At 66.1% G+C, this 25,027-nt stretch carries 20 protein-coding genes; 5 read left to right on the top strand and 15 right to left on the bottom strand.

Features of this window, described 5'->3' with window-relative positions:
- The first annotated feature begins 97 nt into the window (after window positions 1-97).
- The 3 genes from V5A19_RS00205 (at window position 98) to V5A19_RS00195 (ending at window position 1,493) form a co-directional block, all read left to right on the top strand.
- On the top strand, window positions 98-775 hold the full coding sequence (locus V5A19_RS00205) for a Bax inhibitor-1/YccA family protein (RefSeq protein WP_332318680.1): 678 nt from the start codon (window positions 98-100) through the stop codon (window positions 773-775).
- A 148-nt stretch (window positions 776-923) separates the two neighbouring features.
- Window positions 924-1,106: a hypothetical protein gene (locus tag V5A19_RS00200; RefSeq protein ID WP_332318679.1), complete on the top strand. Its 183-nt coding sequence runs from the start codon at window positions 924-926 to the stop codon at window positions 1,104-1,106.
- A gap of 9 nt (window positions 1,107-1,115) precedes the next feature.
- A complete protein-coding gene (locus V5A19_RS00195) occupies window positions 1,116-1,493 on the top strand; it encodes a DsrE family protein (protein WP_332318678.1) in 378 nt (125 codons plus the stop codon).
- Here V5A19_RS00195 and V5A19_RS00190 read toward each other — a convergent pair.
- Entirely contained in the window at window positions 1,487-1,876 is a 390-nt protein-coding gene (locus V5A19_RS00190; RefSeq protein ID WP_332318677.1) for a hypothetical protein, read from the bottom strand. The two genes, V5A19_RS00195 and V5A19_RS00190, sit on opposite strands and share 7 nt — an antisense overlap.
- Window positions 1,877-1,912: 36 nt before the next feature.
- Window positions 1,913-3,196 carry a serine--tRNA ligase gene (gene serS / locus V5A19_RS00185; RefSeq protein WP_332318676.1) on the bottom strand — a complete coding sequence of 428 codons (1,284 nt, stop codon included), beginning with the start codon at window positions 3,194-3,196 and terminating at the stop codon, window positions 1,913-1,915.
- Between the two features lie 355 nt (window positions 3,197-3,551).
- On the opposite strand from serS, the gene V5A19_RS00180 reads away from it, so the two are divergent.
- Both V5A19_RS00180 and V5A19_RS00175 read left to right on the top strand, forming a co-directional pair.
- Window positions 3,552-4,781 (top strand): DEAD/DEAH box helicase, encoded by a 1,230-nt coding sequence (locus V5A19_RS00180; protein WP_332318675.1) that lies wholly within the window; start codon window positions 3,552-3,554, stop codon window positions 4,779-4,781.
- Window positions 4,782-4,892: 111 nt separating this feature from the next.
- Entirely contained in the window at window positions 4,893-7,226 is a 2,334-nt protein-coding gene (locus tag V5A19_RS00175) for a helicase-related protein (RefSeq protein ID WP_332318674.1), read from the top strand.
- Between the two features lie 55 nt (window positions 7,227-7,281).
- Here V5A19_RS00175 and V5A19_RS00170 read toward each other — a convergent pair whose 3' ends face one another.
- From V5A19_RS00170 to V5A19_RS00110, 13 genes are all read right to left on the bottom strand, one after another.
- Complete coding sequence (locus V5A19_RS00170) at window positions 7,282-7,497, bottom strand: hypothetical protein (RefSeq protein ID WP_332318673.1); 216 nt, start codon at window positions 7,495-7,497, stop codon at window positions 7,282-7,284.
- Window positions 7,498-7,892: 395 nt separating this feature from the next.
- Entirely contained in the window at window positions 7,893-8,051 is a 159-nt protein-coding gene (locus tag V5A19_RS00165) for a sigma factor-like helix-turn-helix DNA-binding protein (RefSeq protein ID WP_443081431.1), read from the bottom strand.
- Window positions 8,052-8,145: 94 nt separating this feature from the next.
- Window positions 8,146-9,138: a carboxypeptidase regulatory-like domain-containing protein gene (locus V5A19_RS00160; RefSeq protein WP_332318936.1), complete on the bottom strand. Its 993-nt coding sequence runs from the start codon at window positions 9,136-9,138 to the stop codon at window positions 8,146-8,148.
- The gene (locus V5A19_RS00155) at window positions 9,086-9,664 is read right to left on the bottom strand and encodes an Ig-like domain-containing protein (protein ID WP_332318963.1); all 579 of its coding nucleotides are present in this window, start codon (window positions 9,662-9,664) and stop codon (window positions 9,086-9,088) included. The genes V5A19_RS00160 and V5A19_RS00155 overlap by 53 nt, the downstream gene beginning before the upstream one ends.
- 69 nt (window positions 9,665-9,733) lie before the next feature.
- Complete coding sequence (locus V5A19_RS00150) at window positions 9,734-10,771, bottom strand: hypothetical protein (protein ID WP_332318937.1); 1,038 nt, start codon at window positions 10,769-10,771, stop codon at window positions 9,734-9,736.
- A gap of 571 nt (window positions 10,772-11,342) precedes the next feature.
- Window positions 11,343-12,692, bottom strand: coding sequence for a replication-associated recombination protein A (locus V5A19_RS00145; RefSeq protein ID WP_332327663.1), 1,350 nt, complete (start codon window positions 12,690-12,692; stop codon window positions 11,343-11,345).
- A gap of 5 nt (window positions 12,693-12,697) precedes the next feature.
- Window positions 12,698-13,834 (bottom strand): OmpP1/FadL family transporter, encoded by a 1,137-nt coding sequence (locus V5A19_RS00140; protein WP_332318939.1) that lies wholly within the window; start codon window positions 13,832-13,834, stop codon window positions 12,698-12,700.
- 7 nt (window positions 13,835-13,841) lie between these two features.
- Complete coding sequence (gene lolA / locus V5A19_RS00135; protein WP_332318940.1) at window positions 13,842-14,516, bottom strand: outer membrane lipoprotein chaperone LolA; 675 nt, start codon at window positions 14,514-14,516, stop codon at window positions 13,842-13,844.
- Between the two features lie 27 nt (window positions 14,517-14,543).
- Window positions 14,544-16,865 (bottom strand): DNA translocase FtsK, encoded by a 2,322-nt coding sequence (locus V5A19_RS00130; RefSeq protein WP_443081440.1) that lies wholly within the window; start codon window positions 16,863-16,865, stop codon window positions 14,544-14,546.
- Window positions 16,866-16,919: 54 nt separating this feature from the next.
- Window positions 16,920-20,681 (bottom strand): hybrid sensor histidine kinase/response regulator, encoded by a 3,762-nt coding sequence (locus tag V5A19_RS00125; RefSeq protein WP_332318942.1) that lies wholly within the window; start codon window positions 20,679-20,681, stop codon window positions 16,920-16,922.
- Between the two features lie 75 nt (window positions 20,682-20,756).
- The gene (locus V5A19_RS00120) at window positions 20,757-22,196 is read right to left on the bottom strand and encodes a methyl-accepting chemotaxis protein (protein ID WP_332318943.1); all 1,440 of its coding nucleotides are present in this window, start codon (window positions 22,194-22,196) and stop codon (window positions 20,757-20,759) included.
- A 99-nt stretch (window positions 22,197-22,295) separates the two neighbouring features.
- The gene (locus V5A19_RS00115; RefSeq protein ID WP_332318944.1) at window positions 22,296-22,751 is read right to left on the bottom strand and encodes a chemotaxis protein CheW; all 456 of its coding nucleotides are present in this window, start codon (window positions 22,749-22,751) and stop codon (window positions 22,296-22,298) included.
- Window positions 22,751-25,021 (bottom strand): type II/IV secretion system protein, encoded by a 2,271-nt coding sequence (locus V5A19_RS00110; protein WP_332318945.1) that lies wholly within the window; start codon window positions 25,019-25,021, stop codon window positions 22,751-22,753. Before V5A19_RS00110 ends, V5A19_RS00115 begins: the two co-directional genes overlap by 1 nt.
- Window positions 25,022-25,027 lie beyond the last annotated feature (6 nt).

Genomic DNA, 25,027 nt, shown 5'->3' with positions numbered 1-25,027 from the left:
GACTTGAATACCCGGCCCTGTCGGGGCAGAATCCGCTTAGGCTGTCCCGCAAGGGTAGCTCCCCAACATGATCCCGTAGACGGAGGCGAACGCAACCATGCCGAACACCCAGAGTCATAGCGCGGTTTCCCAGCAGCCGACTGGCGTGCTGACGCAGAACAAGGTGCTGCGCAATACTTACACGCTGCTGGCCATGACCCTTCTATTCAGCGGGGCGACGGCTGGCGTATCCATGGCCATGGAGCTGCCCCATCCGGGCATGATCCTAACCTTGGTGGGCTACTTCGGGCTGTTGTTCCTGACCAACGCCCTGCGCAACAGCGCCTGGGGCATTGCCGCCGTGTTCGCCCTGACCGGCTTCATGGGACTGACCCTGGGCCCGATCCTTTCCCAGTACATCACCGCCTTCAGCAACGGCTCGCAGATCGTGCTCACGGCCTTCGGCGGCACCGGCGCCATCTTCCTGGGCCTGTCGGCCTACGCCGTGACCACCAAGAAGGACTTCAGCTTCCTCGGCGGTTTCCTCATGGTTGGCATCCTGGTGGCCTTCCTGGCCGGCCTGGGTGCCTTCTTCTTCCAGATGCCGGTGCTGTCGCTGGTGGTATCCGCCGCCTTCGTGCTGCTGATGTCCGGCCTCATCCTGTGGGAGACCTCCAACATCATCCACGGCGGCGAGACGAACTACATCATGGCAACGGTGTCGCTTTACGTGGCCATCTTCAACCTGTTCGTCAGCCTCCTGCACCTGCTCGCGGCCTTCGCTGGCGAGCGGTAACCGGGCCGTTCAGGCTTTCCAGGCCCCATCGGTGGATGGGGCCTTTTTTTGTTTTGATTTAAGGGAAATCAAACCGGGGGTGCCCACGCCGAATGGGCCTTTACTTAATACTTAACTACTTAAAACTCCCAGGAGTCCAACTGTGGGCATGTGGCAGCAGATCGCCCTGGCCGCCATCGCCGTGGCCGTCATCTTCCTGTTCGGCCCGGGCGCCAAGCGCATGGCCGAGAACAGCCCCTCAGGTACCGGCCAAGACTGGTGGACCTTTGCCAAGCTGATCGGCGGGGTGATCCTGGTCATCCTGCTGATGATCCTTTTCCTACGCCAATAGGAGGGAGCCGTGGCCGACGAGGATTACGTCTTCATCTATCTGAGCGCCAGCCCGTTCAAGAACCCCGAGCGCTGCGCCACCCCGTTCTACATGGCCAATGTCGCCGCCACCATGGAGATGCGGGCGGTCATGGCCCTGCAGATGGAAGCGGTGAACCTTCTCAAGGGCGGGGTTGCCGACGAGCTCACCGCCGTGGATGGCGGCAAGACCTCGCTGGCCTTCATCCGCGAGGCCGCCGAGGCTGGCGCCGAGTTCTACGCCTGCTCCGGCTCCCTGGCCGCCCAGGGCATCGGCGAGGATGAGCTTATCCCCGAGTGCGCCGGCGTGGTCGGCGGCATGTGGATGCTGGAGGAGTCCATGGAAGCCGACCTGGTCATCTCCTACTGACTGACCAATCGGGCCACCCAGGCCATGGCCAGCCAAAAGGCGGTGCGCACCGCCAGGGCGACCACGGTGCGGATCTCGAAGGCGCCGCCGTTTAGGACATGGACGCCGAAGGCGGCGTAAACCGCCAGGGTCGCCCCGGCAAGGGCCAGCGCCAGGCGCAGGGCCCAGCGGGCCCGCAGGAACAGGCCCCCTGCCCCGATCAGGTAGGCGAAGCCGGCAGCAAAGTTGAACCAGACCACGAAGGGCAGGTAGGCGCCCGCCGCCTGCCGGGCGGCTTCCGGGCCGAACAAGACGCCGCCCCCGGCCTGCAGGGTGACCGCCCCGAACGCCGCCGCCGCCAGCGCCGCCAGCCAGGCCAGGCCTTGCCGAGCGACCTCGCCCATACACCTCCCTTACTGGCGCCCGAGCCGGTCGGGCCCTCAGTCGGCCGAAATCCGCTCCCGTCCACCTAGGTAGGGCCGAAGCGCCGTCGGCACGGTCACGGCGCCGTCGGCGGCCTGGAAGTTCTCCAGGATGGCCAAAAGGGCTCGACCGATGGCCACCCCGGAGCCGTTAAGGGTGTGCACTAGCCGCGGCTTCTCCCCTCCCTGGGCGCGGAAGCGCGCGCCCATGCGGCGGGCCTGGAAGTCGTGGCACCAAGAAACCGAGCTGATCTCGCGGTAGGCGTTCTGCCCAGGGAGCCACACCTCCAGATCAAAGGTCCGCCGGGCGGCGAACCCCAGGTCACCGGTGCATAGCTCCACCACCCGGTAGGGCAGCTCCAGGCGCTGGAGAACCATTTCGGCATGACCGCACAGCTCCTCCCAGGCGGGCAGGCCGTGGTCGGGATGGACCATCTGGACCAGCTCCACCTTGTCGAACTGGTGCTGGCGGATCATGCCGCGGGTGTCCTTGCCGTAAGAACCGGCCTCCCGCCGGAAGCAGGGGGTCCAGGCCACGTAACGGGCCGGAAGCTCGGCGGCGTCGGCGATGGAATCCCGTTGTAGGTTGGTCAGGGGCACCTCGGCGGTGGGGATGAGGTAGTAACCGTCCTCCCGAGTCTGGAACAGGTCATCACCGAACTTGGGCAGTTGCCCGGTGCCCTCCAGGGTCTCGCCACGGGCCAGCAGCGGCGGGGCGATCTCCGTATAGCCGTGCTCAGTGGCGTGGAGGTCCATCATGAACTGGCCAAGGGCCCTCGACAGGCGCGCGCCCAGTCCACGCAGGACGGTAAACCGCGATCCGGCTAGGCTGACTCCCGCTTCGGCGTCGAGCAGCCCCAGCGAATCGCCGATGGCCACATGGTCCTGGGGTGTGAAACCGAAAGACGGCAGCTCCCCCACCCTGCGGATCTCGACGTTGGCGGTGTCGTCCTCGCCCACCGGAACCTCGGGAGCGGGCAGGTTGGGCATCTCCCAGAGCCAGGCGTCGAGTTCCGCCCGGGTGCCTTCGTATTCCTCCTGGACCTCCTCGAGCTCAGTGCCGATCTCCTCGGCGCGGGCCTTGCGGGACTCGGCCGTTTCCTCGTCACCGGCCTTCTTGGCCTCGCCGACGGCCTTGGAGATCTCTTTGCGCTCCGCTTGAAGGGTTTCCATCCGGGTCTGCTGCGTCTTGCGCCGGTCCTCCAGGTAACGCCAGCGGTCGACATCCAGCTGGTAGCCTCGCCGGGCCAGGGCTGCGGCCACTCCCTCGGGATCGTGGCGGAGGAGTTGGGGATCAAGCATGGGGCCTCGGACTTCCTTGTGGATCGGTGGGCTCGGGAGCCCGCAAGGGTAAACCATTACCACCCCGACGCGGAACGCCGAGCCGAAGAGAGGATTAGGTTTTATCAGAAATCGGTGATATTATGCGGTTAGCGTTTGAAAGGGCGCCTCTTATTCGGGGCTGCCCGGCGTACCCGCGAAGTCCTTCCTGCCCGCGTTCTTGGCTGGTACCCCCAAACCGACGGCGGTGCCGCCCTGCCTTTTCCCGGGGCCGATCATCGCACCCATCCCGTCGCTGCCCGAAGCCCGGCTTCCGGCGGCCACGGGTCCCTTGATCGTTATCCCGGGAACCATCCGGGACCAGTCAGGAGCTTTCATGTCCTTTTCCGAGCTCGGCCTTTCGGCCGACATCCTGAGCGCCGTTGCCTCCCAGGGCTACTCCGAACCGACCTCCATTCAGGCCCAGGCTATCCCCGCGGTGCTTTCCGGGTCCGACGTCATGGCCACCGCCCAGACCGGCACCGGCAAGACCGCGGCCTTCACCCTGCCCCTGCTGCAGAAACTGGGCGAAAACCGCAGCAGCGGCAAGCCGCGTGTTCTGGTGCTGACCCCCACCCGCGAGCTAGCTGGCCAGGTGGTCGATAGCGTCGCCACCTACGGTGGCCACATGCGCCTGCGCACCACCGCCGTCTACGGCGGCATGCCCATCGGCAAGCAGATCGGCACCCTCAAGAAGGGGGTGGACGTTCTCGTGGCCACCCCGGGCCGTCTCATCGACCACCTGGAGCGGGGCACGGTGGATCTGTCACAGGTAGAGACCGTGGTCCTGGACGAGGCCGACCGCATGCTCGACATGGGCTTCATCCAGCCCATCGAGCGCATCCTGGCCAGCCTGCGCGGGCGCCGCCAGACCCTGCTGTTCTCGGCCACCTTCAACGGCCCCGTGCGCAAGCTGGCCGAGCGCTTCCTGAGCGATCCCCAGCGCATCGAGCTGGCCACCCCCGGCGGCGCCACCGACAATGTGGAGCAGGCCGCCTACCTGGTGGACGGCAACCGCAAGCGGGCCCTGCTGAGCCACCTCATGAGCGAGGAGGAGTGGGGCCAGGTGCTGGTGTTCACCCGGACCAAGCGCGGCGCCGATAAGCTCGCCGAGCAGCTGGAGCGCGACGGCATCAGCTCCACCGCCATCCACGGCGACAAGACCCAGGGCGCCCGCACCAAGGCCCTGTCGGCGTTCAAGCGCAGCTCGGTGCAGGCCCTGGTGGCCACCGACGTCGCCGCCCGGGGCCTGGACATCGATCGCCTGCCCCACGTGGTCAACTACGACCTGCCCGACAACGCCGACGACTACGTTCACCGCATCGGCCGCACCGGCCGGGCCGGAGCCCAGGGCCGGGCGGTGTCCCTGGTTAGCGGCGACGAGCGGAATCAGCTCTCCGCCATCGAGCGGGTGGTCAAGGACCGCATCCCCACCACCACCCACGAGGCCTTCGTGCCCACCCAGACCGGGGCCAATCGCTCCAAGCAGGGCGGGCCCAACCGGGGCAGTAAGGGCGGCGGTGGCCGCGGCAACGGCGGCAACCGGGGCCAGCGCCCCAACCGCTGACAGGCTTCCAGCCTGACCCTCAAGCCCCCGGCTCCGGCCGGGGGCTTTTTTGCGCCCTACCCCGGGGACTCCTTATCCTCAGGTGTCCATTGACGACACTCCGGAAGCCCCATGGACCCAATGCCCATCGACCAGCTCCGCGAGGAATTTCGCCAGGCCCTGGGGTCGGGCCACGTGGTGGTGGAGGCCCCCACCGGCAGTGGCAAGTCCACCCGCCTGCCCCTGTGGTGCGCCGAGGGCGGGCCGGTGCTCATCATCGAGCCCCGGCGCATGGCGGCTCGCTCCCTGGCCCGCTACGTGGCCGAGCTCGACGGTGGCGAGGTGGGCGGCCGGGTAGGCTACGCCGTCCGCTTCGAGGCCCGGCACGGCCCGGAAACCGAGATTGCCTTCGTCACCCCGGGGGTGGCGCTGCGCTGGCTGGCCGCTGACGGTCTGGGGGGTTACGCCACCGTGGTCCTGGACGAATTCCACGAGCGCCGCTGGGACACCGATCTGCTCGCCGCCCTGCTCCGGACCCGCGGGGACCACCACCTGGTGATCACCTCGGCCACGGTGGAGGGCCCGCGCCTGGCCCGCTACCTGGGCGGGACCCGCCTCCAGGCGGAGGGTCGCAGCTATTTCGTGGACACCACCTATGCCGGCGAGCCTTCCCTGCCCAGCACGAAGGATCTGGACAAGCGGGTGGCCAAGGCCGTCCGCCAGATCCTCAAGGAGGCCAGTGAGGGCGACCTGCTGGTGTTCCTCCCCGGCCGCAGCGAGATCCGCGCCGCCGAGAGCGCCCTGGCCGACCTCGATGCCGAGGTCCTGCCCCTGCACGCCGGCACCGATCCCGCGATCCAGGACCGGGCGCTGCGAACCGCGAAGCATCGCCGGGTGATTCTGGCCACCAACGTCGCCGAGACCTCCCTGACCCTGCCGGGCGTCCGGGTGGTGATCGACTCGGGCCTGGAGCGGCGCACCCACCACCGCGGCGGCCGGACCGTGCTCGGCCTGCAGGCAATCTCCCAGGCCGCCGCCGACCAGCGCGCCGGCCGCGCCGGGCGCGTCGGGCCCGGCCGGTGCCTGCGGCTGTGGGCGCGCGAGGCCCGCCTGGAGGAGCACACGCCCCCCGAGGTAGCGCGCGAGGAGCTGGACGATCTCCTCCTGGCCGCGGCCGCCAGCGCCGCGCCGGTTACCGAGCTGGCGTTCCCCGATCCCCTTCCGGACCACGCCCTGGAGCGGGCCTGGAACCGTCTGCGGGCCATGGCAGCCATCGACGAGGCGGGCTACCTCACCAACCATGGCCGCCGGCTGTTCCCCCTGCCCCTGGATCCGCTTCTGGCCCACCTGATCACCGCCATGCCGGATACGGATACCACCACGGCCATGGCCGACCTGGCGGCGGCCCTGACCGTGGACAGGCCGCTGCTGCCGCCCATACGCAAGGAGGAGGCGGCCGAGGCACTGGCCGACTGGGCCCCCGAGCCCGACGACGCCGCCACCCTGATCCGGCTGGTGCGGGCCAACCCCCCCAAGGCGGTGCCCATCCACAAGGCGGCGATGGACGAAGCCCGGCGCATCGCCGACCAGGTCCGCACTGCCCTCGACCTCCCGCCCCGGGATCCCGGCGCCGAGCTGCCCCGTCAGGGCCTGCTGGCGGCAGCAATCGCCGCCGCTCCCCCGCTGGCCTTCGTGCGCCGGGCCAAGCGCCGCGGGGCCCTGGGCAACGAGGGTAGCGAGGTGCGTCCGTCGGAGGAGTCGCGCTTCCCCGAGGACGCCGAGGCGGCGGTGGTCTTCGACCAGCACGCCGTTCCCGGCAAGGGCATAACCGCCACGGTCAACCTGGCCACCTGCATGGCCCCGGTGGCACTGGCGACCCTGGCGGAGCAGGGGCTGGGGGCCCTGGAGTACGCCGAGCCCGCATGGGACGGCGAGCGGGTCACCGTCACCACCCGGCGGGTCTACGCCGGACGCACCCTGACCGCCGAGGCCACCGAGCCCAAGGGGGCGGCCCTAAGGGAGGTCCTGGCCGATCTGATCCTGGCCGGCAAGGCCTTTGGGGGACTGGGGGAAAACCTTCTTGAGGAAACCGAGGCCTGGAACGTCTACGTCCTGCTGGGCTACGGCGAGGGGGAGCCGGTGGAGGACACCCGGGGCTGGTTGGTGACACGCCTGGCCGACCTGGGCGTGGCGCAGCCCGAGGACGTGGCCCTGGTGGAGGCGGCCGACTTGGCGTTCGAGGGCATCCCCGATTGGGAGCGGGCCCGTTTCGACCGCCATTTCCCCCGGCGGCTCAACCTGGAGGGCATCGAGGCGGTGGTCCACTACGAGCCGCGGCACCGGCGGGTGACCGTGGAGAAGGTGGGCGGGCGCCGCACCACCGTGCCCCAGCGCAAGGAGCTGCCCGCCTGGCAGGGCTGGCGGATCCAGTACCGGGACGACTCGCGCCTGGTGCCGGTTTCCTGAAACTAGCGGGGAGGGGCTCCGAACGGGGGTGAGCGCTTACGTTCTCTTTTTGTTCTTATCTATCCAAGTCACCCCTTGCTGGGCGACGGCCCCGGTTGCGGTGTTGCTCACCAAGCACACTCTGCGCAGGTGGTCGGTACACGGTGCCCTCCTTGATCATGTAGGCGGGCACATTGGGCTTGGCGCCGTAGACGAAGCGGGCCTCCATGTTGCCGGAGGCGTTCAGCTCGGCAATGGGGTTCAGCTGGTCCTTGTACAGGGAGCCCTGCACCAGGGTGCCATTGACCTTCTTGCCAACGCGGCGGTTTTTGCCGTCGATGACGTAGTCGATGGTCTTGTCCGAGGCCAGCTCGACATGGCGCAGGTTGTCCAGGGCCGCGTAGTTGTAGCTCGTGGTACCGGCGGGGCCCGTCTCGGATTCGAGGTCGCCGGCCTGGTTGTAGGTGTAGGTGGTGCTGCCGTAGCGTGTGAGCCGGTTCCCGCTTCGCGCTACCGCTAGCTTTTCTTGATTGGCGGGACGGAGCAGAGGTCCTGGGCGTCGTAGTCGGCGGTGACCGTCCCCGACGGCGTTTCCACCTTGGTCCGGTTGCCGTGGGCGTCATAGGTGTAGTCGATGGTCGCCGACGGACCTCCGGAGGCCTCGTCAACAAGATTCCTCGAAAACTGTCATGTCAAGACTTGCCCCTTTTTTGACAGGCCCAGCTCTCGGGCACGGCGGGCGTATTTGGCGACAACGCCCTTGGATACCTGGCAGGCCCTGGCCACCTGGTCGTGGCTCAGGCCGGCCTCGAACTTCAGACGGAAGATCGCGCGGGCTTGGCGCATGGATAACCTCTTGCCCTCGGCCATCGACCCCTCCGTTTCCAGAGAAAAAGGGGCCCATAGTCCTTGTTGGGGTTATCCCGCGCCACCGCCGGGGTTATGGCACCGTGACCGCGGATTCTGGAACCGTGACCGGCGTTATGGCGCCAGGCCGGAATCGGTCACGGTGGAGCATAATCCGCACCTCCCGGGCCTGGTCCACCGAAAGCTCCACGGCATAGGTGTGGCCGGAGGTGGCCGGCAGCTCGCCCGGCATGGCCTCCGGGCCGCGCTCGCCGACGGTGTACGCGGTGGCCCGGAAGTCCAACCGGTTTAGGGCCTCGGTGGAGCCGTCGGGCATGATCATCTCCGCCGTCACCCCGGCGGGGAAAAGCACCGTCGCTTGGCGGGCGCCATCGGCGTCCGATTCGCCCGGACCACGCGCCACCTGCAGCCGGTCTTGGTTCAGATCCACCAACGTGGCCTTTTCGGCCTGCTCGATCAGGGCCACGTCGGGGGCCCACGCGTAGTCCTGCCAGGGGACGTCTACCTTGCGCTGGGCCGGGAGGCGGCCAGCCCGCTCGTAGCTCACGGTCAGGGTGCCGCCACCGTTGACGGCAAGGTCGAATTTGCCGTCGGCGCGGGTTCGGGTCCGGCCGTACTCGGGGTGGCCTTTGATCGTCACCTCGACACCTGGCAGGGGCTCGCCCTGGCGATCGGTTACCCGACCGCGGATCACGGCGGCCCGCCGCGGCTCAATGGTGTCGGGATTGACGCCACGCTGGATGGGGCTGGCGCCGGTGTAAAGGAAGCGGGTGGCGGCGTAGATGTTGGTGGCCACGCCGGGCGTCACTTTGGGGGCGACGGTGGCCGGATCCGGGGGAACGGTCTGGACTTCCTCCACATCGCTGTCGTTGCCGGCGCGGTCGACGGCCTTCACCTGGAGGTTGTCCCCGGACTGGGCCGCGATCTCGGCCTGGAACCGGCCTTGGTCGTCGGCGGCGACGCGCACGGTCTCGCCGGTTCGGGTGTTGGTGATTTCTACGGTGGCGTTGGCCTCAACACTGCCCTTGCCGCCGGTGACGATGGCGGTGCCGTCTGCGACATCCACCGCGATCTCGCCGGCGGTCGGGGGCTGCGGGGGGCCGTGTCGCGGATGAGGGTCCAGGTGCGGCTGGTGTGGGGTTGCCGGCCCGATCAATGGCGGCGAGGGCAATGGAGTGCTCGCCGTCAGTGGGGAGGGCTTTGGTGTGGGCGAAGCCGTGCTGGGGCCCCAGGTCGACCGTGTTACCGCCCACAGTGAATTCGGCCACACCGCTGACGTTGTCGGTGACGGTGCCGCGCAGGGTGGCTTCGGGCTGGTTGGTGTAGGCCCCGTTGGCGGGCTCGTCCACGGTGATGACCGGCGGGTTGGCGTCGACGGTTATGGCCACCTCGGCTGCCTCGGAGGTGTTGCCGGCGTGGTCCGCGACCGTCGCCTTTAGAGTGATCCGGCCTTCCGGTAGGGGATTCTCCGGGGTGCAGGTGGCGGTGCCGTCGCCATGGTCGCAGGCAGTCACCGCCGGGTCCCCATCGACGGTGACGCTGAGGGTGTCGGGATCGACGCCGCTGCCGAGGTCGCTGTAGCTGAGGACCAGCTCGGGGGCGCGGGTGGCGCGGACGGAGTCGGTCCCGGGGCCTCGACGGTGAGCTCGGGCGGGGTGACGTCACTGAACAGGGCCAGGGCCCACACCCGGCCCGGCTGGCCGGCACCCCCGTAGTCTTTGCGGTGGGTCACTTCCCCGGAGCGCGCCACCCGCGCAAGGCCCTGGACGGACGCCGCCAACACCGAGCCGTCGGTGGGGTTGGCAGCCAAGTCTTGGATGCCCCCCGTGGCGGGGGAAGGGCCGCAGCTCAAGGCGCACCGGGCCGTTGGTGGCCAGGTGGCGCAGGGTGGGCTCTCCGGCCAGCCACAGCCCGCCCTGGCCATCGGCGGCCAGCCGCTCGCCCGCCTCGAGCTCGCTGCGGTAGGCCACCGTCCCGTCCGGGGCCAGGCGCAGGAGCCGCTCCTCGCCGGCAACCCACTGGGCTTCCAGGTCGGGGGCATAGGCCAGGGCCTCGGCCTTCAGGTCGGCCCGATCTTCCAGGTCGATGCCGGCGGCACGGCTGCCGTCCGCCGCAAAGGCCACCAGGCGCTCTTCCTGGGCCACCCACAGGCGGTTGCGGTAGGTATCCGCGGCGACGCCCTCGGCTTCTTCGTCCAGCTCTAGCCGCCATTGGACAGCCCCATTGCGGGCAACGCGTACCAGGGTCTCGTCCAGGACGACCCAGACCCCGCCGTCGCCGGGACTGACCGCCATGGGGACACCCTGGCCGGGGCCTTCCCGGTCGTGCCCTACGGAGCGGCCGCGATCCCCTTCCTCCTCGGGGCGGCTTCCATGACCCCTGCCCCGCTCTTCCTCGGCCGCCCTGTCTTCCTCTTCGGTCAGGTCCGTTGTTGTCCTCTGGTCCCCTTCCGGGGTGAAGGACTTCAAGGCTCGGCCGTAAGTCCAGAGGGTGCCGCACCGGGGATCGGTGGCTACGGCGCGCACGGGCGCTTCGGCCAGCTCGAGCAGGAGCGAGCCGTCGGCTGCCCGGAGCTTGACGACCCCGTGGCTCTGGGCGGCCCAGAGGGCGTTGGGATTGGGATTGCTTGCCGAGGAGTCGGATTCGGCAGCGTTCGGACCCGGCGGTGGTGACGCCGATGGCGGGAAGGACGCACACAAGGCCGACTAAAACCAGGTTAATTGCAGAACGCAGCGAAGCGACACGATTCCGCACGGAGCCCCCCTTTCTCGCGGCCTCCGCCCGGAACGAACAGAAACCGCCCCCTTTTACCTTGAGCTCTTGCATCAGCACCCCTTTCGGGTGTCAAAGCAGGGCCGACACCATTTACACCCATGACTGTTCGAATAGGTGCCCGGGTAATGGCATCAAGCCGGCAGGGGCTGGGAACCAATCCACCTGACCACTTTGAGGCGCTCAGGCACTCCCAGTGGCACCAGGCTGCCCGCCGGCCCCGGCTTATGGCTGAAGCTTGGGGGTGTTCCGTTTGCACCAGCGCCTACCGCAGCCCCTGACAAAACTTGCGGAGGGGTTAGGAGGCGCCAAGGCTAGGCGGCTAGCCGGGCGCCGATTGCCGGGCTCGTTTGGGCAAACTCAGGAGGTAAACGGTTCTCCGACGGTATAAGCTTCGATCCGGGTTGGCTACGATTCTCTCTGGACTCGCCGCGTCCCTGTAACCGGACCACCGCCCTGTCCGCTCCGCTAGTAAGCGCTTACGTTCTTATTTTGTTCTCATCCAGCCCCGTTACCCTGCCCCCGGCGCTTGCGCCGCAACGCTTCGATTTGCTCGCCCACCCGGCCCTCTAGACCGCGGTCGGTGGGGCGGTAGTAAGTACGGTCGGCCAGGGCGTCCGGCAGGTAGGTCTGTTCGGGGGCCACACCACCCTCATGGTTGTGGTCGTACTGGTAGCCCTTGCCGTAGCCCAGCTCCTTCATCAGCCGGGTGGGGGCGTTGCGGATGTGGTAGGGCACCTCCAGGCTGCCGCTGACTTCCACGTCGGCGACCGCCTCGTTGTAGGCGGCGTAGACGGCATTGGACTTGGGGGCGATGGCCAGGTAGATGGCAGCCTGGGCCAGGACCAGCTCGCCTTCGGGGCTGCCCAGAAAGTCGAAGGCGGCCTTGGCGTTGAGGGTCACTTCCAGGGCCCGGGGGTCGGCGTTGCCCACGTCCTCGCTGGCGATGCGCACCAGCCGGCGGGCCAGGTACAGAGGCTCGTCGCCGCCGTCGAGCATGCGCGTCAGCCAGTAGACCGCGCCGTCGGGGTCGGAGCCGCGGATGGCCTTGTGGAGGGCGGAGATCAGATCAAAGTGCTGGTCGCCGGCCTTGTCGTAGCGCCGAACCCGGCCGCCGACCACAGCCTCCACCGTCCCCCGGCCCACGCTGACCACCTCGTTCTCCGCGGTACGGGTCGTCTCCACCGCCAGCTCCAGGAAGGTCAGAGCCCGGCGGGCGTCGCCGTCGGCGGCCGCCGCCATCAGGTCGAGCTCCTCGTCGCCGATGACCACCCGCCAGGTCCCAAACCCCTGCTGCTCGTCGGCTAGGGCCCGGTCAAGGAGCCCGCGCAGGGCCGCCGCATCCAGGGCCTTGAGGACGTAGACCCGGCAGCGGGAGAGCAGCGCGGCGTTGAGCTCGAAGGAGGGGTTCTCGGTGGTGGCGCCGATGAGGGTGACGGTGCCGTCCTCCACCGCCGGCAGGAAGCCGTCGAGCTGGGCCCTGTTGAAGCGGTGGACCTCGTCCACGAAAAGCACCGCGGGCCGGCCGTGCTCGTCGCGCTCGCGGCGGGCGGTATCGATGGCGGCGCGGATGTCCTTGACCCCAGAGAACACGGCGGAGATCTGGTGGAAGGCATAGCCGGTACGCTCGGCGATGATGCGCGCCAGGGTGGTCTTGCCGGTGCCGGGCGGGCCCCAAAGCACCATGGAATGCAGGCGATCGGCCTCCACGGCCCGCCGCAGGGGCATGCCGGGACCCAGGAGGTGGTCCTGGCCCGCCAGCTCCTCCAGGTTCCGGGGGCGGAGCCGGTCGGCCAGGGGCCGCCCCGCCTCCTCTCCTTCCGCCGCGAACAGATCGCCCTCGGACACCGGTCCTACCAGTCGGAATAGCCCACCGAGAACATCAGAAACTGCGCGGTGGTGCGGTTGCGGCCGTCGTAATCGGAGATCGCGGCGCCGTCCACGTCCCGTGAAGGCTGGATGGCGAAACCGAAACCCAGGTTAAAGCGCAGGAGGTCGGTCTCCCAACCGCCCCCCAGGGTCACCATGTGGCGCTGGCCGCTGGCCGAGCGAGGGTCAAAAGTTCGGTCATCCTTGGGACCGTCGTCGTAGGAATAGCCGAAGCGCACCGAAACCTTGTCGGACAGCCGAACCATGGACCCGAGGCGATACCCCATGGTGTCGCTCCAGTCCTTCGCCGCGTCGACGCCTTCCAGACCCTGGTAATCGCTCCAGCTGGTGCGGACCGCGTCGAGATGGATGGACCAGCGCAGGTTGGGACGCCACTTGAAGCCGATACGCGCCCTGGCGGGCAGATGGAAAGCGTTGCCGGGCAGGTTATCCCCTTCCATCTCCAGGTCGGTGCCCGTCTTGTAGGTGGCGGCCAGGGCCCAGCCCTCGCGCCAGAACATGAGCCCGGCGGTGCCGCCCCAGCCATCGCCGTCGCCGGTCCGCTTCGTCCCCACCGAGGAATACTCGAAATCCAGGGCGTTGTAGTAATCCGCTCCCAGGGAAACCGCCAGATCGGGCCGGAGCTTGTAGGCGACTGTCGGGTTCACGTCGATCAGGTCCAGCTCGGTGCGGGTGGCTGCCCCTTGTTGACTGAAGTCGCCCTTCCAGTCGCTGTCCATGCGGAAGGGCCGGTTGACGGCCAGGCCCGTCCCCCAGGAGGCAGCCGGCCCCTTGTAGGTGCCATACAGATCATGGGTGTAGAGGTTGGTCTCTGGTCGGGAAGTCCCACCACCGGATTCCAGCTTGCCGTAACGGCGCATGAAACCGGCCGCCACATGAGTGCCCTCCTGGAAGACCAGGGCCGAGGGGTTATAGGCCATGCTGGAGGGGTGCTCGGTATCCGCCCCCATGGCATTGGCCAGGCCCAGTCCGGCGGTGGACATGGTGAAACGCTGGAAGCCGATGGCCTCGACGGGGGCTGCGAAGCCCAGGAGGCCGGCCGCGGCGACCGCGAGAGCCAGATGGGAAAGATCGCGGCCGGAACAAAGTGGTTGTGGCATGGATCGCCTATGGATTGGTGCTGCCTCCGCTACGCAGGACATCGGTTCCCGCGGGCGCCTCGAAATGGAAACGCTCCGCCTTTAGGTCGGGATTGAGCCGGATGTCCACGAAACGGATGCGGGTTCGGTTGCCAAAGGAATCGGTAAACTGGAGGCGCCGGACCTGGACAGGGTTCTCGGCCAGCCCCACCCGGGCCTTCCGGAAGCCGGCCGACTTGGGGTTGCGGGGCTCCAAAGCCACCCAGGCCAGCCCTTCCGTGACACCTTGATCCCGGACATGAAAATGCTCGCCCAGCTCGCCGCCACCGGCGAGCACCCGGCTCGGGGTATGCCCCATCCCCCCTCGATAGGAGCGCACGGTCACCTGCTCCATCTGGGGATCGAAGAATTTGACCGTTCGCCCGTCGGCCACGATCAGCTGTTCGTAGGGGCGCTTGTAGTCCCAACGGAAGTGATCGGGGCGCTGGATCCAGACCGTGCCGCCGCTTCGCTCCTGGACCTTGCCTGCGGGGCCCTCCACCTTCTGCCGAAACTGGGCCTTCAGGGTCTGGGTTTCCCGGTAAAAGGCGGACAGACGGTCTTCGCCTTCCCCGGCGGAAACCGGCGGCGGCAAGATGAGGCCTAGCAGCCCCAAAATACCGGCCCAGGAGGTCAGGCGAGCGCGATTGGCGGAATAGCCCACGATGGTTCCGTTCAAGGTTGGTTGGGATCAGCCGTCGGCGGGGGGTGGCGCCAGCACTTCGCGGCTGCCATTGGATTGCTGGGGCCCCACAACCCCTGCCTGCTCCATGGCGTCGATCAACCGGGCCGCCCGATTATAGCCCACGCGTAGGCGCCTTTGCACATTGGATATGGAAGCACGGCGGGATTCGGTAACGATGCGGACGGCCTGGTCGTAAAGGGGATCGGACTCGGCGTCACCGGCTTCCCCCGCCTCGCTGCCAAGGGCACCGGCATCGTCAGGCTCGGCGAGCACCTTCTCGTCGTACTCGGGAGCCCCCGCAGCCCTGAGGTGGCCGACCACCCGCTCGACTTCCTGGTCATCCACGAAACAACCGTGGACCCGCTGCGGCGCCCCGAAAGAGGCCGGGAAAAACAGCATGTCGCCTTTGCCCAGGAGCTGCTCGGCACCCCCCTGATCGAGAATGGTCCTGGAATCCACCCGCTGGTTTACCTGGAAGGCAATACGGGCCGGAATATTGGCCTTGATCAATCCGGTGAGCACATCCACCGATGGCCGCTGGGTCGCCAGGATGAGATGGATGCCGGCGGCTCGGGCCTTTTGCGCCAGGCGGGTGATGGATTCCTCCACCTGTTTGCCGGCCACCATCATGAGGTCGGCCAGCTCGTCCACCACCACCACGATCCAGGGCTGTGGCGCCAGGCCATCCCCTTCGTGGATCCCGTCGGGCGAAGGACCACGCAAGGGCTCACCGGCAGCAGCCGCTTCCCGAACGCGCTGATTGTAGGCGGCCAGGGAACGCACCCCAACGTGCGCCATGAGCTGGAAGCGGCGCTCCATCTCGGCGATGCACCACTTGAAGGCATTGGCGGCCTCGCCCATGTCGGTGACCACCGGCGCGAGCAGGTGCGGGATGCCGTCGTAGACGGACAGCTCCAGCATCTTGGGATCCACCAGGATGAGGCGGACCTCTTCGGACGAGGCCTTATACAGCAGCGACAACAGCATGGCGTTGATGCCCACCGACTTGCCGGCGCCGGTGGTGCCGGCCACCAGCAGATGGGGCATGCTTCCCAGATCGGCGACTACGGGCTGGCCGGCTATATCGGTGCCCAGGGCCAGGGTCAACGGCGAGACCGAGTCCTTGAAGGCTGGCGATTCCAAGATCTCCCGGATGCCAACCATGTGTCGCTTGGTCCGGGGCACCTCCAGGCCGATAACGGGCTTGCCGGGCAGGTTTTCCACCACCCGCACGCTGCGCACCGCCAGGGAACGGGCCAGGTCCTTGGCCAGGTTGGTTACCTTGCTGACCTTGGTCCCGGGAGCCAGCTCCAGCTCGAACCGGGTAACCACCGGACCCGAGTGATACGTCACCACCTTGGCGGTAATGTTGAAGTCCGCCAGGCGCTGTTCCAGCAGTCGGGCCTGCTCCTCCAGCCCATCCTCTTGCTGCTCAGTCCCGTTATCGGCCGGTGTATCCAGGAGCCCCAGGGGAGGAAACGGCGAATCCCCTGGTTCCGGTTCCTCCTTGGGCGGGATTACCGGCTCAGGGGGCTGCGCTGGCTTGGGGACCGGAGCCGGAGGAGGCTCCTCGGCCCACGGCGGAGGATCGGCGTCGGGAAAAGAAGCCGCCTCCAACGGCGGCCCGACATCGGGTACAGGATCGACCGATCCTCGCGGGAAGGAGAATTTGAGGAACCGGGAGGGACGAAGCCGAGGCAGATTCCACCGGAGACGCCGGGTCAGCTTTTGAAGAAAGCCTCCCAGGCCGGCTATGGCGGCCCCGACCGCCCTGACCGCCAGGACGGCTTGGCGGCCAATGCTTTCCATCAGCTCCAGCCAGGGCCGCCCGGTGGCAGCGGCCAAACCGACCACCAGCACCCCGCCTAGAACGAGCCCCGAACCGGCTTGGTGCAAATAGGGAACCATGAAGCGACCCAGCAAGGCTCCCAGGATGCCTCCGGCACCGGTATGGCCCAGCCAGACCGGGACCTCGGCCGGAAGGATCCGGAGCAGCCCCGAAAGGCCCACCAGAACCGCAAGCAACCCGCCCCAACGGGCGAGTCCCCGCTGCGGACCCCAGCTACCGTGCAGGTGGCGCAGTCCTTGAATGCCAACCCCCACCACCAGCACATAGCCCGCGAACCCTAGGAAGCTCAGTAGCACATCCGCCAGGTAGGCACCCACGGGGCCACCGGCGTTGTGGGTACGATGGCTCGCCGCCAGCGACCAACCGGGATCGCCCGGATGGAAGGTAAAAAGGGCCAGCAAGGCGAAGCCGACCGCCACCAAGAGCCCGATGGCAAGGGTTTCCCTCAAAAGTGATAGGCGCATACCAGCCCAGACCAGAGCGGCCCGGGTGCTGTCCCGGGCCGGATTTGACGAGGGGGCCGAAGGCCCGGTTTAGGCATAGAGCTTTTCAAGCCGGTCCTGGATCTCTTCGATGAGGTTGCCGGATTGCAGGTCCATCTTGTTGAGAAACCCGTCGGCCCCAAGCTTTTGGGCGGTATCACGGTCCTCCTGGCTGTCGCGGGAGGTGACCATAAACACCGGGACCCCCCGGTAGCGATTGTCGTCGCGCAATTTGCGCACGAGGTCGTAGCCATCCATACGGGGCATCTCCACGTCCGAAATGACGACCTCGGGGAGGCGCACCTCCATGCGATCGAGGGCATCCAGCCCGTCCACAGCGGTATCCACGTCCATGCCGGCATTTTCCAGGACCGCTTTTTCCATCTGGCGTGCTAGAGGGGAGTCCTCCACCAAAAGCACCTTTAGCCCGTGGAGCCCAACACCCCCTTCGCCTTCTTCGGCCTGAAGGGTCAGCGGCGCGGTCCGCTCCATCTCCTTGATACCGGTGGGCTCAAGCAGCAGCTGAACCTCGCCGCTACCCGCAATCGTGGTACCGATCAGGCCCTGAATGGCGCGCCGCCGGAGGTAATTGGTGACATCCTTGACCACCGCCTGGGTCTCCTCCATGACCTCATTGACAACTAAGCCGATGTGGCCTTCGAGGTGACGGACCACAACCAAGCGAAGGGATCGGGCGTCCTCGATGGCCCCCTCGCCCAGGTTGAACAGCTCGCTTAGCCAGGTGGCGGGAACCTGGCTGCCCTCGAATTCGAAGATCCGCTGTCCCCGCCGTTCGGTGAGGCCGGCCTGGTTGAGGGCCATGATGCGCTCCACCTGGTTGGCCAGGACACCAAAGACCTCGCCCTCGACCCGGAACTTGAGTACCCGCTGGACAGCGGTGGAAACGGGAATGTTAAGGGTGAAGGAGGTGCCACTGCCCACCTCGGAATCCACCTGGATCGAACCGGTCATGCGCTGGACCGCTTCGCGGACGGCGTCCATGCCAATACCCCGGCCCGAGATCTGGCTCACCTCGTCCTTGGTAGAAAAGCCCGGCCGAAACAGCATCTGAAGGAGATCATAGGGCAGCATGTTCTCGGCTTCGTTGGCGGTGGTGACACCGGTGCGAATAGCGGTCTCACGAACCTTTTCGTAATCGATGCCGCGGCCGTCGTCATGAACCTTAATGGCCACCTCGCCGCCGACATGGTCAGCCGTTACCCAAATGTGCCCTACCGGGTCCTTACCGGCGGCCTCGCGCTCCTCGGGGTCCTCGATGCCGTGGGAAATCGAGTTGGTCACCAGATGCACCAGCGGCTCGAGCAAAGCATCCACGTTCTTCCGTTCCAGCTCGATGTCACTGCCCTCGATATGGAGCTCCACTCGTTTCTGGAACCGCTGCGCCAAGTCCCTGGCCGACCGAGGCAGAACGGAAAAGATGGTGCTCAGGGGCGAAACTTGAAGGTCCATCACGCGCTGATGGATCTGATCGTAGAGGGCGTGCCGTGCGGATACGTCGTATTCGGTCTCCTGCCGGAACTGGCTAATGGCGTGGTTGAGCTGGGCCAGCTGCTGGGACATCTTGTCACGCTGAGCAACGAGCGGCCCGGTCTCGGGAAGGATATTCTCGAACCACTCCCACTGCCGGCGCAGCTGATGGAAATCGGTCTCGATCTTGTCGAGCTCTTCGCGCCGATCCTCCTGAGTGGCCCGATCCATAGCCAGACCGACGACACCGTCCGAAAGCCGTTCGAGCCGCTCCGCGCTGACTCGCAGGCTGGCCTGGCCGGATGCGGACTTGCGCTTATCGGTCCCTTCGACCGTTCTACTCTGTGCTTCCCCGCCTTTTGGCCCGGTTCTCCTGCTGTCACTGGCGCCGGAGTCCGGCGCGCCCCCACTTCCTTTGGACTCGGTCCGAGGAGGGGCGGCTGAGGGGCTGCCAGTCTGCTGGGTGCTTTCTGGTTCCGCCGCTTCGAGTTTGCCCTTCCAATAGCCGGCATCGATACGAGGGCGCTCCGCCTCCTGGACTTGGTCGGCGCTATCGCTCAAGGCATCGTGCAGGCCGAACAGCGCTTCGATGCCGGCCTTGTCCAGGCTCCCGGATCGTAGGTAACCCAGGCCATCCTCCAGGACCTGCGCGCCCTCCCCCAGATCGTTTAGCCCCAGCATGTTGGCCGACCCTTTTAGGCTGTGTGCACGCTGGGCCATCTGGTCCAGGGTTTCACCGCTCACCTGGCCCTGCTCGGCTTGAAGCAGGCCGTCCTGGATGACCGTCAGGTTCTCACGGGCCTCGGCCTGGAAACCGTCCAAAAAGGCGGAGACGTCCATTTCGGACCCCCCGCTTTCGGACCGCTGCTGCTTTTGCTTGGGCGTGCTTTCTCCGGTGGCTACCGCCGGGGGCTCCTCGGTCTGGAAACCGGTTGGTTCAGGGTCGCTTGCAAAGGCCTCCCCACCCTCCCGGGCAGGTGATTCGGTATCAAGGCCTTCTGCACCCCCTACCGACGACCCGTTTTCTGAAAACCGGGATGCTTGGTCCTGTGCGGTACTACGGGCCGGCGACTGCCTGTCTTCGAGGCCTTCGGCTTCGCCGGGGCCCTCGGAATCGGTGTTCGGGCCAAGCGCGTCAGAAGCCGCGGGGGCAAGAGGCGAAACAGGCTTATCCTCCGGGGTGCTCTGCCGTCCCTGGGGCTCGGGTTCCTCCTGGTCGGGGATCATTCCAAACCGATCGAGAAGGCCCCATGCCTGCCGGATCCGCTCGCGGTCCAAAGGCCGGGCATCGGACTGATCCGCCTCGGCAAGCCGTTTCCGGACCCGATCAACCAGGCCTTGCAGCAGGTCCCGAAGGGATGCTGGAAGTTCTTCGGCCATGGGAGAGCCCAGGACAGTCGCTACCAGCTTGAGGGCCTCAGCGGCATCGGTCAGCTCCGAATCCTCGAAGGAGCCCGCTACCGATTCAAGCTCGGCAGCAACCCCCTCGCCACCTTCCTGATTGGCGAGGACCGAATCCAATCGGTCCAGGACCGGTTCGCCCTGCTCCTGGAGGTTCGCAATCTTGGCCTCCGCATCGGCTTTACGCGGACCACGTCCAAGCTCGTGGTCAAGCTCGGGCGGAACGGGCGGCTCTTCCGGGGCCGCATCGCCCCGGGCCCTTTCTTCCTCGCCAGAGCCCATCGCCCCGTCGCCATCCGGCACACCCAGTTGGGGATCCGGGTCAAGCGCTTCTTCACCGCCTAGTCCAGACGGTATTTCGCCTTCGGCGCCCTGTTGGGCCGATTCACCGGATTCGGGCTCTGCACCGGGACCCTCCGCTTCCAACGCAGGCTGCTCCGGATCCGGGGTCGGAGGCTCGGGCGTGGTATCGGCGGCTTCCTCCCCGGGGCCCTCGGTGTCCACCGGCAAATCACCACCTGTCTCGGGAGATCCGGGAGAGTGGAGGTTTTCCAAGCGGTGCCGCTGGTCCTCGGGATCGAGCTGGGGGGCCTCCGGATCATCCGCCTGCTGGATCCGGCCCCGTAGTCCGTCCATGAGCTCGAACATGAAATCGATATGCCCCTGACCCGGAACCACCGTGCCGTCCCGCAAATAGGCAAAGGTGTCCTCCAGGACGTGGGCGGATTCCCCGATGTCCCTGAGCTGTAGCATGTTAGCGGAGCCCTTCACCGAATGGGCATCGCGCCGCAGTTTCTCCAGCTGCTCGGCATCCATTCGACCCTTCTCGAGCTCCACCAGAGTGGACTCGATGGCCTGAAGCCGTTCTTCGGCCTCCTCCTGGAAACCGGTGATGAAGGCGGAGAAATCAAACCCGGACGACATGTCGGGCCTCCTTTTTGCCTCTCAATAATAGAGGCTCGGCCGCTGGCCCCCTTCGGGGGGGAGCCGCTGGCAAGGTTACAGCTCGGTGCTCATGCGATCGGAAACCTCGTTCAAGCGATAAGCGATCTCCTTGGACCGCTGGAGCCCCTGCGCGCTCTCCTGGAGCTTGGCGGAGATATCCTCGAGCTCCTGACGGACCTCGGCCGTGGAGGCATCCTGCTCCTCAGTGGAGGTGGCGATCTGCTGGGTAGCCTGGGCAGTCCGGTCGGTCATCTCAAGGATGCCCGACAGCGCCTGACCCGCCTGCTTGGTCATGTCCACGCCCTGCTCCACCGCTTCCACGCCGGATTCGGTAGCCTCGATGGAGGATTGGGTGGAGGAGCGTACCTCCTGCATCAACCGGTTGGCCTCGTCGGTGAACTCGCGGGTGCGCTCGGCAAGCCGGCGTACCTCGGCGGCCACCACACCGAAGCGCTGACCGTATTCACCCGCGGCTGCCGACTCGATAGCGGCGTTGAGGGCTAGCATGTGGGTCTCGTCGGCGATCTCATCAATGGAGGCCACGGCCTCGGCAATCTGCTGGGCCTTGGAACCGGTATGGCTGATCTTGTTGTTCATGTCGCGGACGTTATTGCGAATATCCTCCATGGAACGCACCACTTTTTCCACGTCTTTGGCGCCGTTGCGGGCCGTCTCCCGGGTCTGACGGGCCACCTCGTCCACAGACGCCGACGATTGGGCGATATCCCGTGAGACGCTACTCATCTGCTCCATGGATTGGGTCATGGTGCCCATCGCCTGTTCCTGCTCGGCGGCGAACTGCACCTGGCTCTCCACCGATTCCAGGATGGAGGAGGACTCCTCCTGCACCCTGGAACGGATGTCGTTAACCGTGCGGCGGATCCAGCCAACCAAGAGGAAGGTCATGGGCACCGCGACCAGGATGGCGATCCCGGTCACGCCCAGGGTCACCACTTTGGCGAACTGGGATTGCTGCTGGGCTTCGCTGCGAAGTTCCTGGGACCGGCTAGTAAGGAACTGCCGCAGCTGGTCGCTTTTCTCCTTGGCCAGATAGACCAGGGACTCGGCGATGGTAGCCATGGATTCCTCGGTGGCCGTCACCGATTCGGCCTGGAAAACTTGGGAGCCCGTGGAGCCGACGTTCTCCATGAGGTCCTGGATTTCATTGAGCCGGGTCTGGGCTTGCTCAGGGAGATCGGGGATGTCCTCGACCTCGCCCATGGCCTGCCGGACATTGGCGAGTTGCTCTTCAAAGTCCTGCTGGTGCTGTTCGTCCTGGGATTGAAGATAGCCGTTGAGTGCGGGCAGCAAACCAACCATGCCCAGCTGCATCTGGACCACCGACTCGGCATCCCGGTTGGCTTCCGAATAGCGCTCCACCAACTGAGCCTGCCGGTCCTGCACCACGTAAGTGACAGCGATGATGAGCACCCAGAGCGCCAGGATAGCGCTGATACCCAGGAGAATTCGTTGCCGGATATTAAGCGTGGGCATGCAGAATCCCTTTTTTGGTAGGCCTTGACTCTGCCTTTTTCTGGCCCGGTGCCGCAGGTGGCTACCGGAGCCGACAGAACGGAAAAATCAGGGGGACGCTTATTTCAGTAACCGTTCCACCGAGAGGTTCACAACCGGCTGACCCCGCCATCTGAAAACCCCGGAGGCATAGGCGCGCACCCCGGGGGGCAATTCCACCTCCATAGAGTCCAAAGCCAAGGGCTCAACCGTGACAATGTCCTCGACGGTGTCCACTACCAATCCAACCTGTTCCTCCTCGTCGTTGACCAGGTAGAAACGGCGGGGCTGCTCGGCGGGGGAAAGCCCCAGGAGATGCCCAAGATCGAGCACCGTCAGGATATGGCCCTGGATGTGGGTCAGTCCCAGGACCGTTTCCGGGGCCATGGGCACCCGGGTCAAGGGGACTGCCTCCATGGTACCTGCGGAACGCCCCAAGGGAACGGCGAAATACCAGCCCTGCAGGCCGATAATGGTGTACCGGCCCTCCTGGCCAGCAACCTGCGCATACCGGTCGCTAGCGCCCGCTTCGGCCATTAGGAGACCACCTGATCGGGCAGATCATCGTCCTCGCCTTCGCCCATCCCCTGGCCGCCGGTGTAGAAGCGCTGGTAGGTAGTCAGCGTCTTCTTGACCCGGGCAGTCAAGGTCATGGGCTCAATTGGCTTGTTGATGAAGTCGTCGGCCCCGTGAGCCAGAACACCGGCCTCGGTTTCCTCCCCCTCCTGGGAGGTGAGGACAACCACAGGGATATGGACCATGCCGGGGTCGTCCTTGATCTTCTGAACCAGTTCGTCGCCGTTCATGTTGGGCATTTCCATATCGGTCAGGACCAAATCGGGCAGCTCCTTGTAGGCGGTCTCCAGCCCTTCCCGACCGTCTTCCGCGCTGATCACCTTGTACCCCTCACTTTCCAGCACGAACCGGGTCATATCCCGAATGGTGCGGGAATCGTCCACCACCAATACCGTATTGGGCTCGTCGGCCTCGCGCTTCTTCTTGCGCTTGGCGGTAAGACCGCGCTCGTCCCAGGGCAAATCGGCCTGCTCGAGGAGACGCTCGGCATCCACCCGAGCCCCGACTGGGGCCCCCACTACCTGAATGACGTCGTTGATATCCACCGCGCCTCGCATGGCTTTGATCAGACCATCCTCGAACATGAGGTTCATGCCCGCCTTGCGCGCAGCGTCCATCAGCTCACCCTCGGTGGCGCCGCGATTGATGCCTTCAATGACCTCCTTGTCGGGCACTAGCAGCTCGTAGACCCCCATACGGCCCTTCTTGCCCATGCCATCGCAGGTGGAGCACCCCTGTCCCCGGTAAAAGGTGACCTCGTTTGGGATGTTGTACTTCTTGCGCAGCCCTTCGCCGATGTCCACGGGCTCGCTGCAGTCCGGACAGTTGCGGCGCAGAAGCCGCTGGGCCAGGACCCCGGAAAGGCTGGAAGCGATCAGATAGGAGGGCACTTCCATATCTACCAATCGGGTGACGGCTCCGGCGGCGGAAGTGGTGTGGAGGGTGGAGAACACCATGTGCCCAGTTTCGGCGGCCTCGAAAGCGATTTCGCCGGTTTCCTGGTCCCGGATCTCACCCACCATGATCACGTTGGGATCCTGGCGCAAAATGGAGCGCAGCCCGGCAGCAAAGGTCATGCCCGCCTTGGGATTCACCGGCACCTGGTTGATGCCCGAAAGTTGGTATTCCACCGGATCTTCAACGGTGACGATGTTGATCTGGTCCGTATTAATTGCGGATAGAACCGAATACAGGGTGGTCGTCTTACCCGAACCGGTGGGTCCGGTCACTAGCATCATGCCCTGCGGTGAGCTCATGATGTTCTCGATCTGCTCGCGCTCGCCGCGCAGAAAGCCCAGCACGTCCAGATCAAGGCTGGCTCCGGATTGATCGAGTATACGCATCACCACCTTCTCGCCCCAGAAGGTGGGCAGGGTGGAAACGCGGACATCCAGGTTGCGGTCCTTGATCCTCAGCTTGATCCGGCCGTCCTGGGGACGCCGGCTATCCGAGATGTCCAACCCCCCCAACACCTTGAGCCGGGAGATGACCGGATTCTGGGTCTTTTTGGGCAGGCGACGAATAACCTGAAGGACGCCGTCGATGCGGAACCGGGCTACCAGCCCGGATTCGGTGGACTCGATGTGGATATCGGATGCGCCCTTCTGGACAGCCCGGAGCAGCAGCTCGTTGACCAGCTTGACGATCGGCGAAGAATTGCTCTGATCGGCCAGATCGGCGTCCGAACTGCCCACGTCATCCTGGTCCTGGTCGACCCCGGCCTCAACCTCGATATCCTCGAGCACTTCGGACAAGCCCGAGTCGTCGACACCCAAGCCTTCCTCGGCCGAGCCGTAGACATCCGCCAATTTGGCGGCAATGCCCTTTTGGGAAGCATAAACGGTCTGAACCGGCCTGCCGACGTGGAAGCGGAGCTCGTCCACCAAACGAATGTTGTGGGCGTTCCGCATGGCCAGAACCACTGAGCCGCGGCGCTGTCCAAGGGGTAACACCTTGTACTTGGTGGCGATCTCGTAAGGAAGGAGGTTGGCCGCGTCGGGCTTGATGGTCAGATCATCCAGATCGACCATGGGGACATGGTGAATCTCCGAGAGGATTTGCAGGAGGTCCTCTTCCCGCACGTACCCCTGGTCGATGAGAAAATCTTCGAAGGCTTGTTTGGCTTGACCGGCTTGGCTCCAGGCCTCGTCCAGCGCTCCCTGGTCAATTAATCCGTGGGTGACCAGTTTTTCCCCCAGATCCGGCCTTTTGGTCTTCTTTTCTGCTTCCATAGGCCC

The sequence above is a fragment of the Thiohalorhabdus sp. genome, from assembly GCF_036628635.1.
GTDB lineage: Bacteria > Pseudomonadota > Gammaproteobacteria > Thiohalorhabdales > Thiohalorhabdaceae > Thiohalorhabdus.
The sequence above is the reverse complement of the archived record's forward strand: the minus strand, read 5'-3'. Positions and strand labels throughout refer to the sequence as shown.

What these genes read in the sequence shown, in the direction of transcription:
- V5A19_RS00205 (WP_332318680.1), top strand. Translation starts at nt 98, where the DNA reads ATGCCGAACACCCAGAGTCATAGCGCGGTTTCCCAGCAGCCGACTGGC.
- V5A19_RS00200 (WP_332318679.1), top strand. Translation starts at nt 924, where the DNA reads ATGTGGCAGCAGATCGCCCTGGCCGCCATCGCCGTGGCCGTCATCTTC.
- V5A19_RS00190 (WP_332318677.1), bottom strand. Translation starts at nt 1,876, where the DNA reads ATGGGCGAGGTCGCTCGGCAAGGCCTGGCCTGGCTGGCGGCGCTGGCG.
- serS (WP_332318676.1), bottom strand. Translation starts at nt 3,196, where the DNA reads ATGCTTGATCCCCAACTCCTCCGCCACGATCCCGAGGGAGTGGCCGCA.
- V5A19_RS00180 (WP_332318675.1), top strand. Translation starts at nt 3,552, where the DNA reads ATGTCCTTTTCCGAGCTCGGCCTTTCGGCCGACATCCTGAGCGCCGTT.
- V5A19_RS00175 (WP_332318674.1), top strand. Translation starts at nt 4,893, where the DNA reads ATGGACCCAATGCCCATCGACCAGCTCCGCGAGGAATTTCGCCAGGCC.
- V5A19_RS00165 (WP_443081431.1), bottom strand. Translation starts at nt 8,051, where the DNA reads ATGCGCCAAGCCCGCGCGATCTTCCGTCTGAAGTTCGAGGCCGGCCTG.
- V5A19_RS00140 (WP_332318939.1), bottom strand. Translation starts at nt 13,834, where the DNA reads ATGCCACAACCACTTTGTTCCGGCCGCGATCTTTCCCATCTGGCTCTC.
- V5A19_RS00125 (WP_332318942.1), bottom strand. Translation starts at nt 20,681, where the DNA reads ATGTCGTCCGGGTTTGATTTCTCCGCCTTCATCACCGGTTTCCAGGAG.
- V5A19_RS00120 (WP_332318943.1), bottom strand. Translation starts at nt 22,196, where the DNA reads ATGCCCACGCTTAATATCCGGCAACGAATTCTCCTGGGTATCAGCGCT.
- V5A19_RS00115 (WP_332318944.1), bottom strand. Translation starts at nt 22,751, where the DNA reads ATGGCCGAAGCGGGCGCTAGCGACCGGTATGCGCAGGTTGCTGGCCAG.
- V5A19_RS00110 (WP_332318945.1), bottom strand. Translation starts at nt 25,021, where the DNA reads ATGGAAGCAGAAAAGAAGACCAAAAGGCCGGATCTGGGGGAAAAACTG.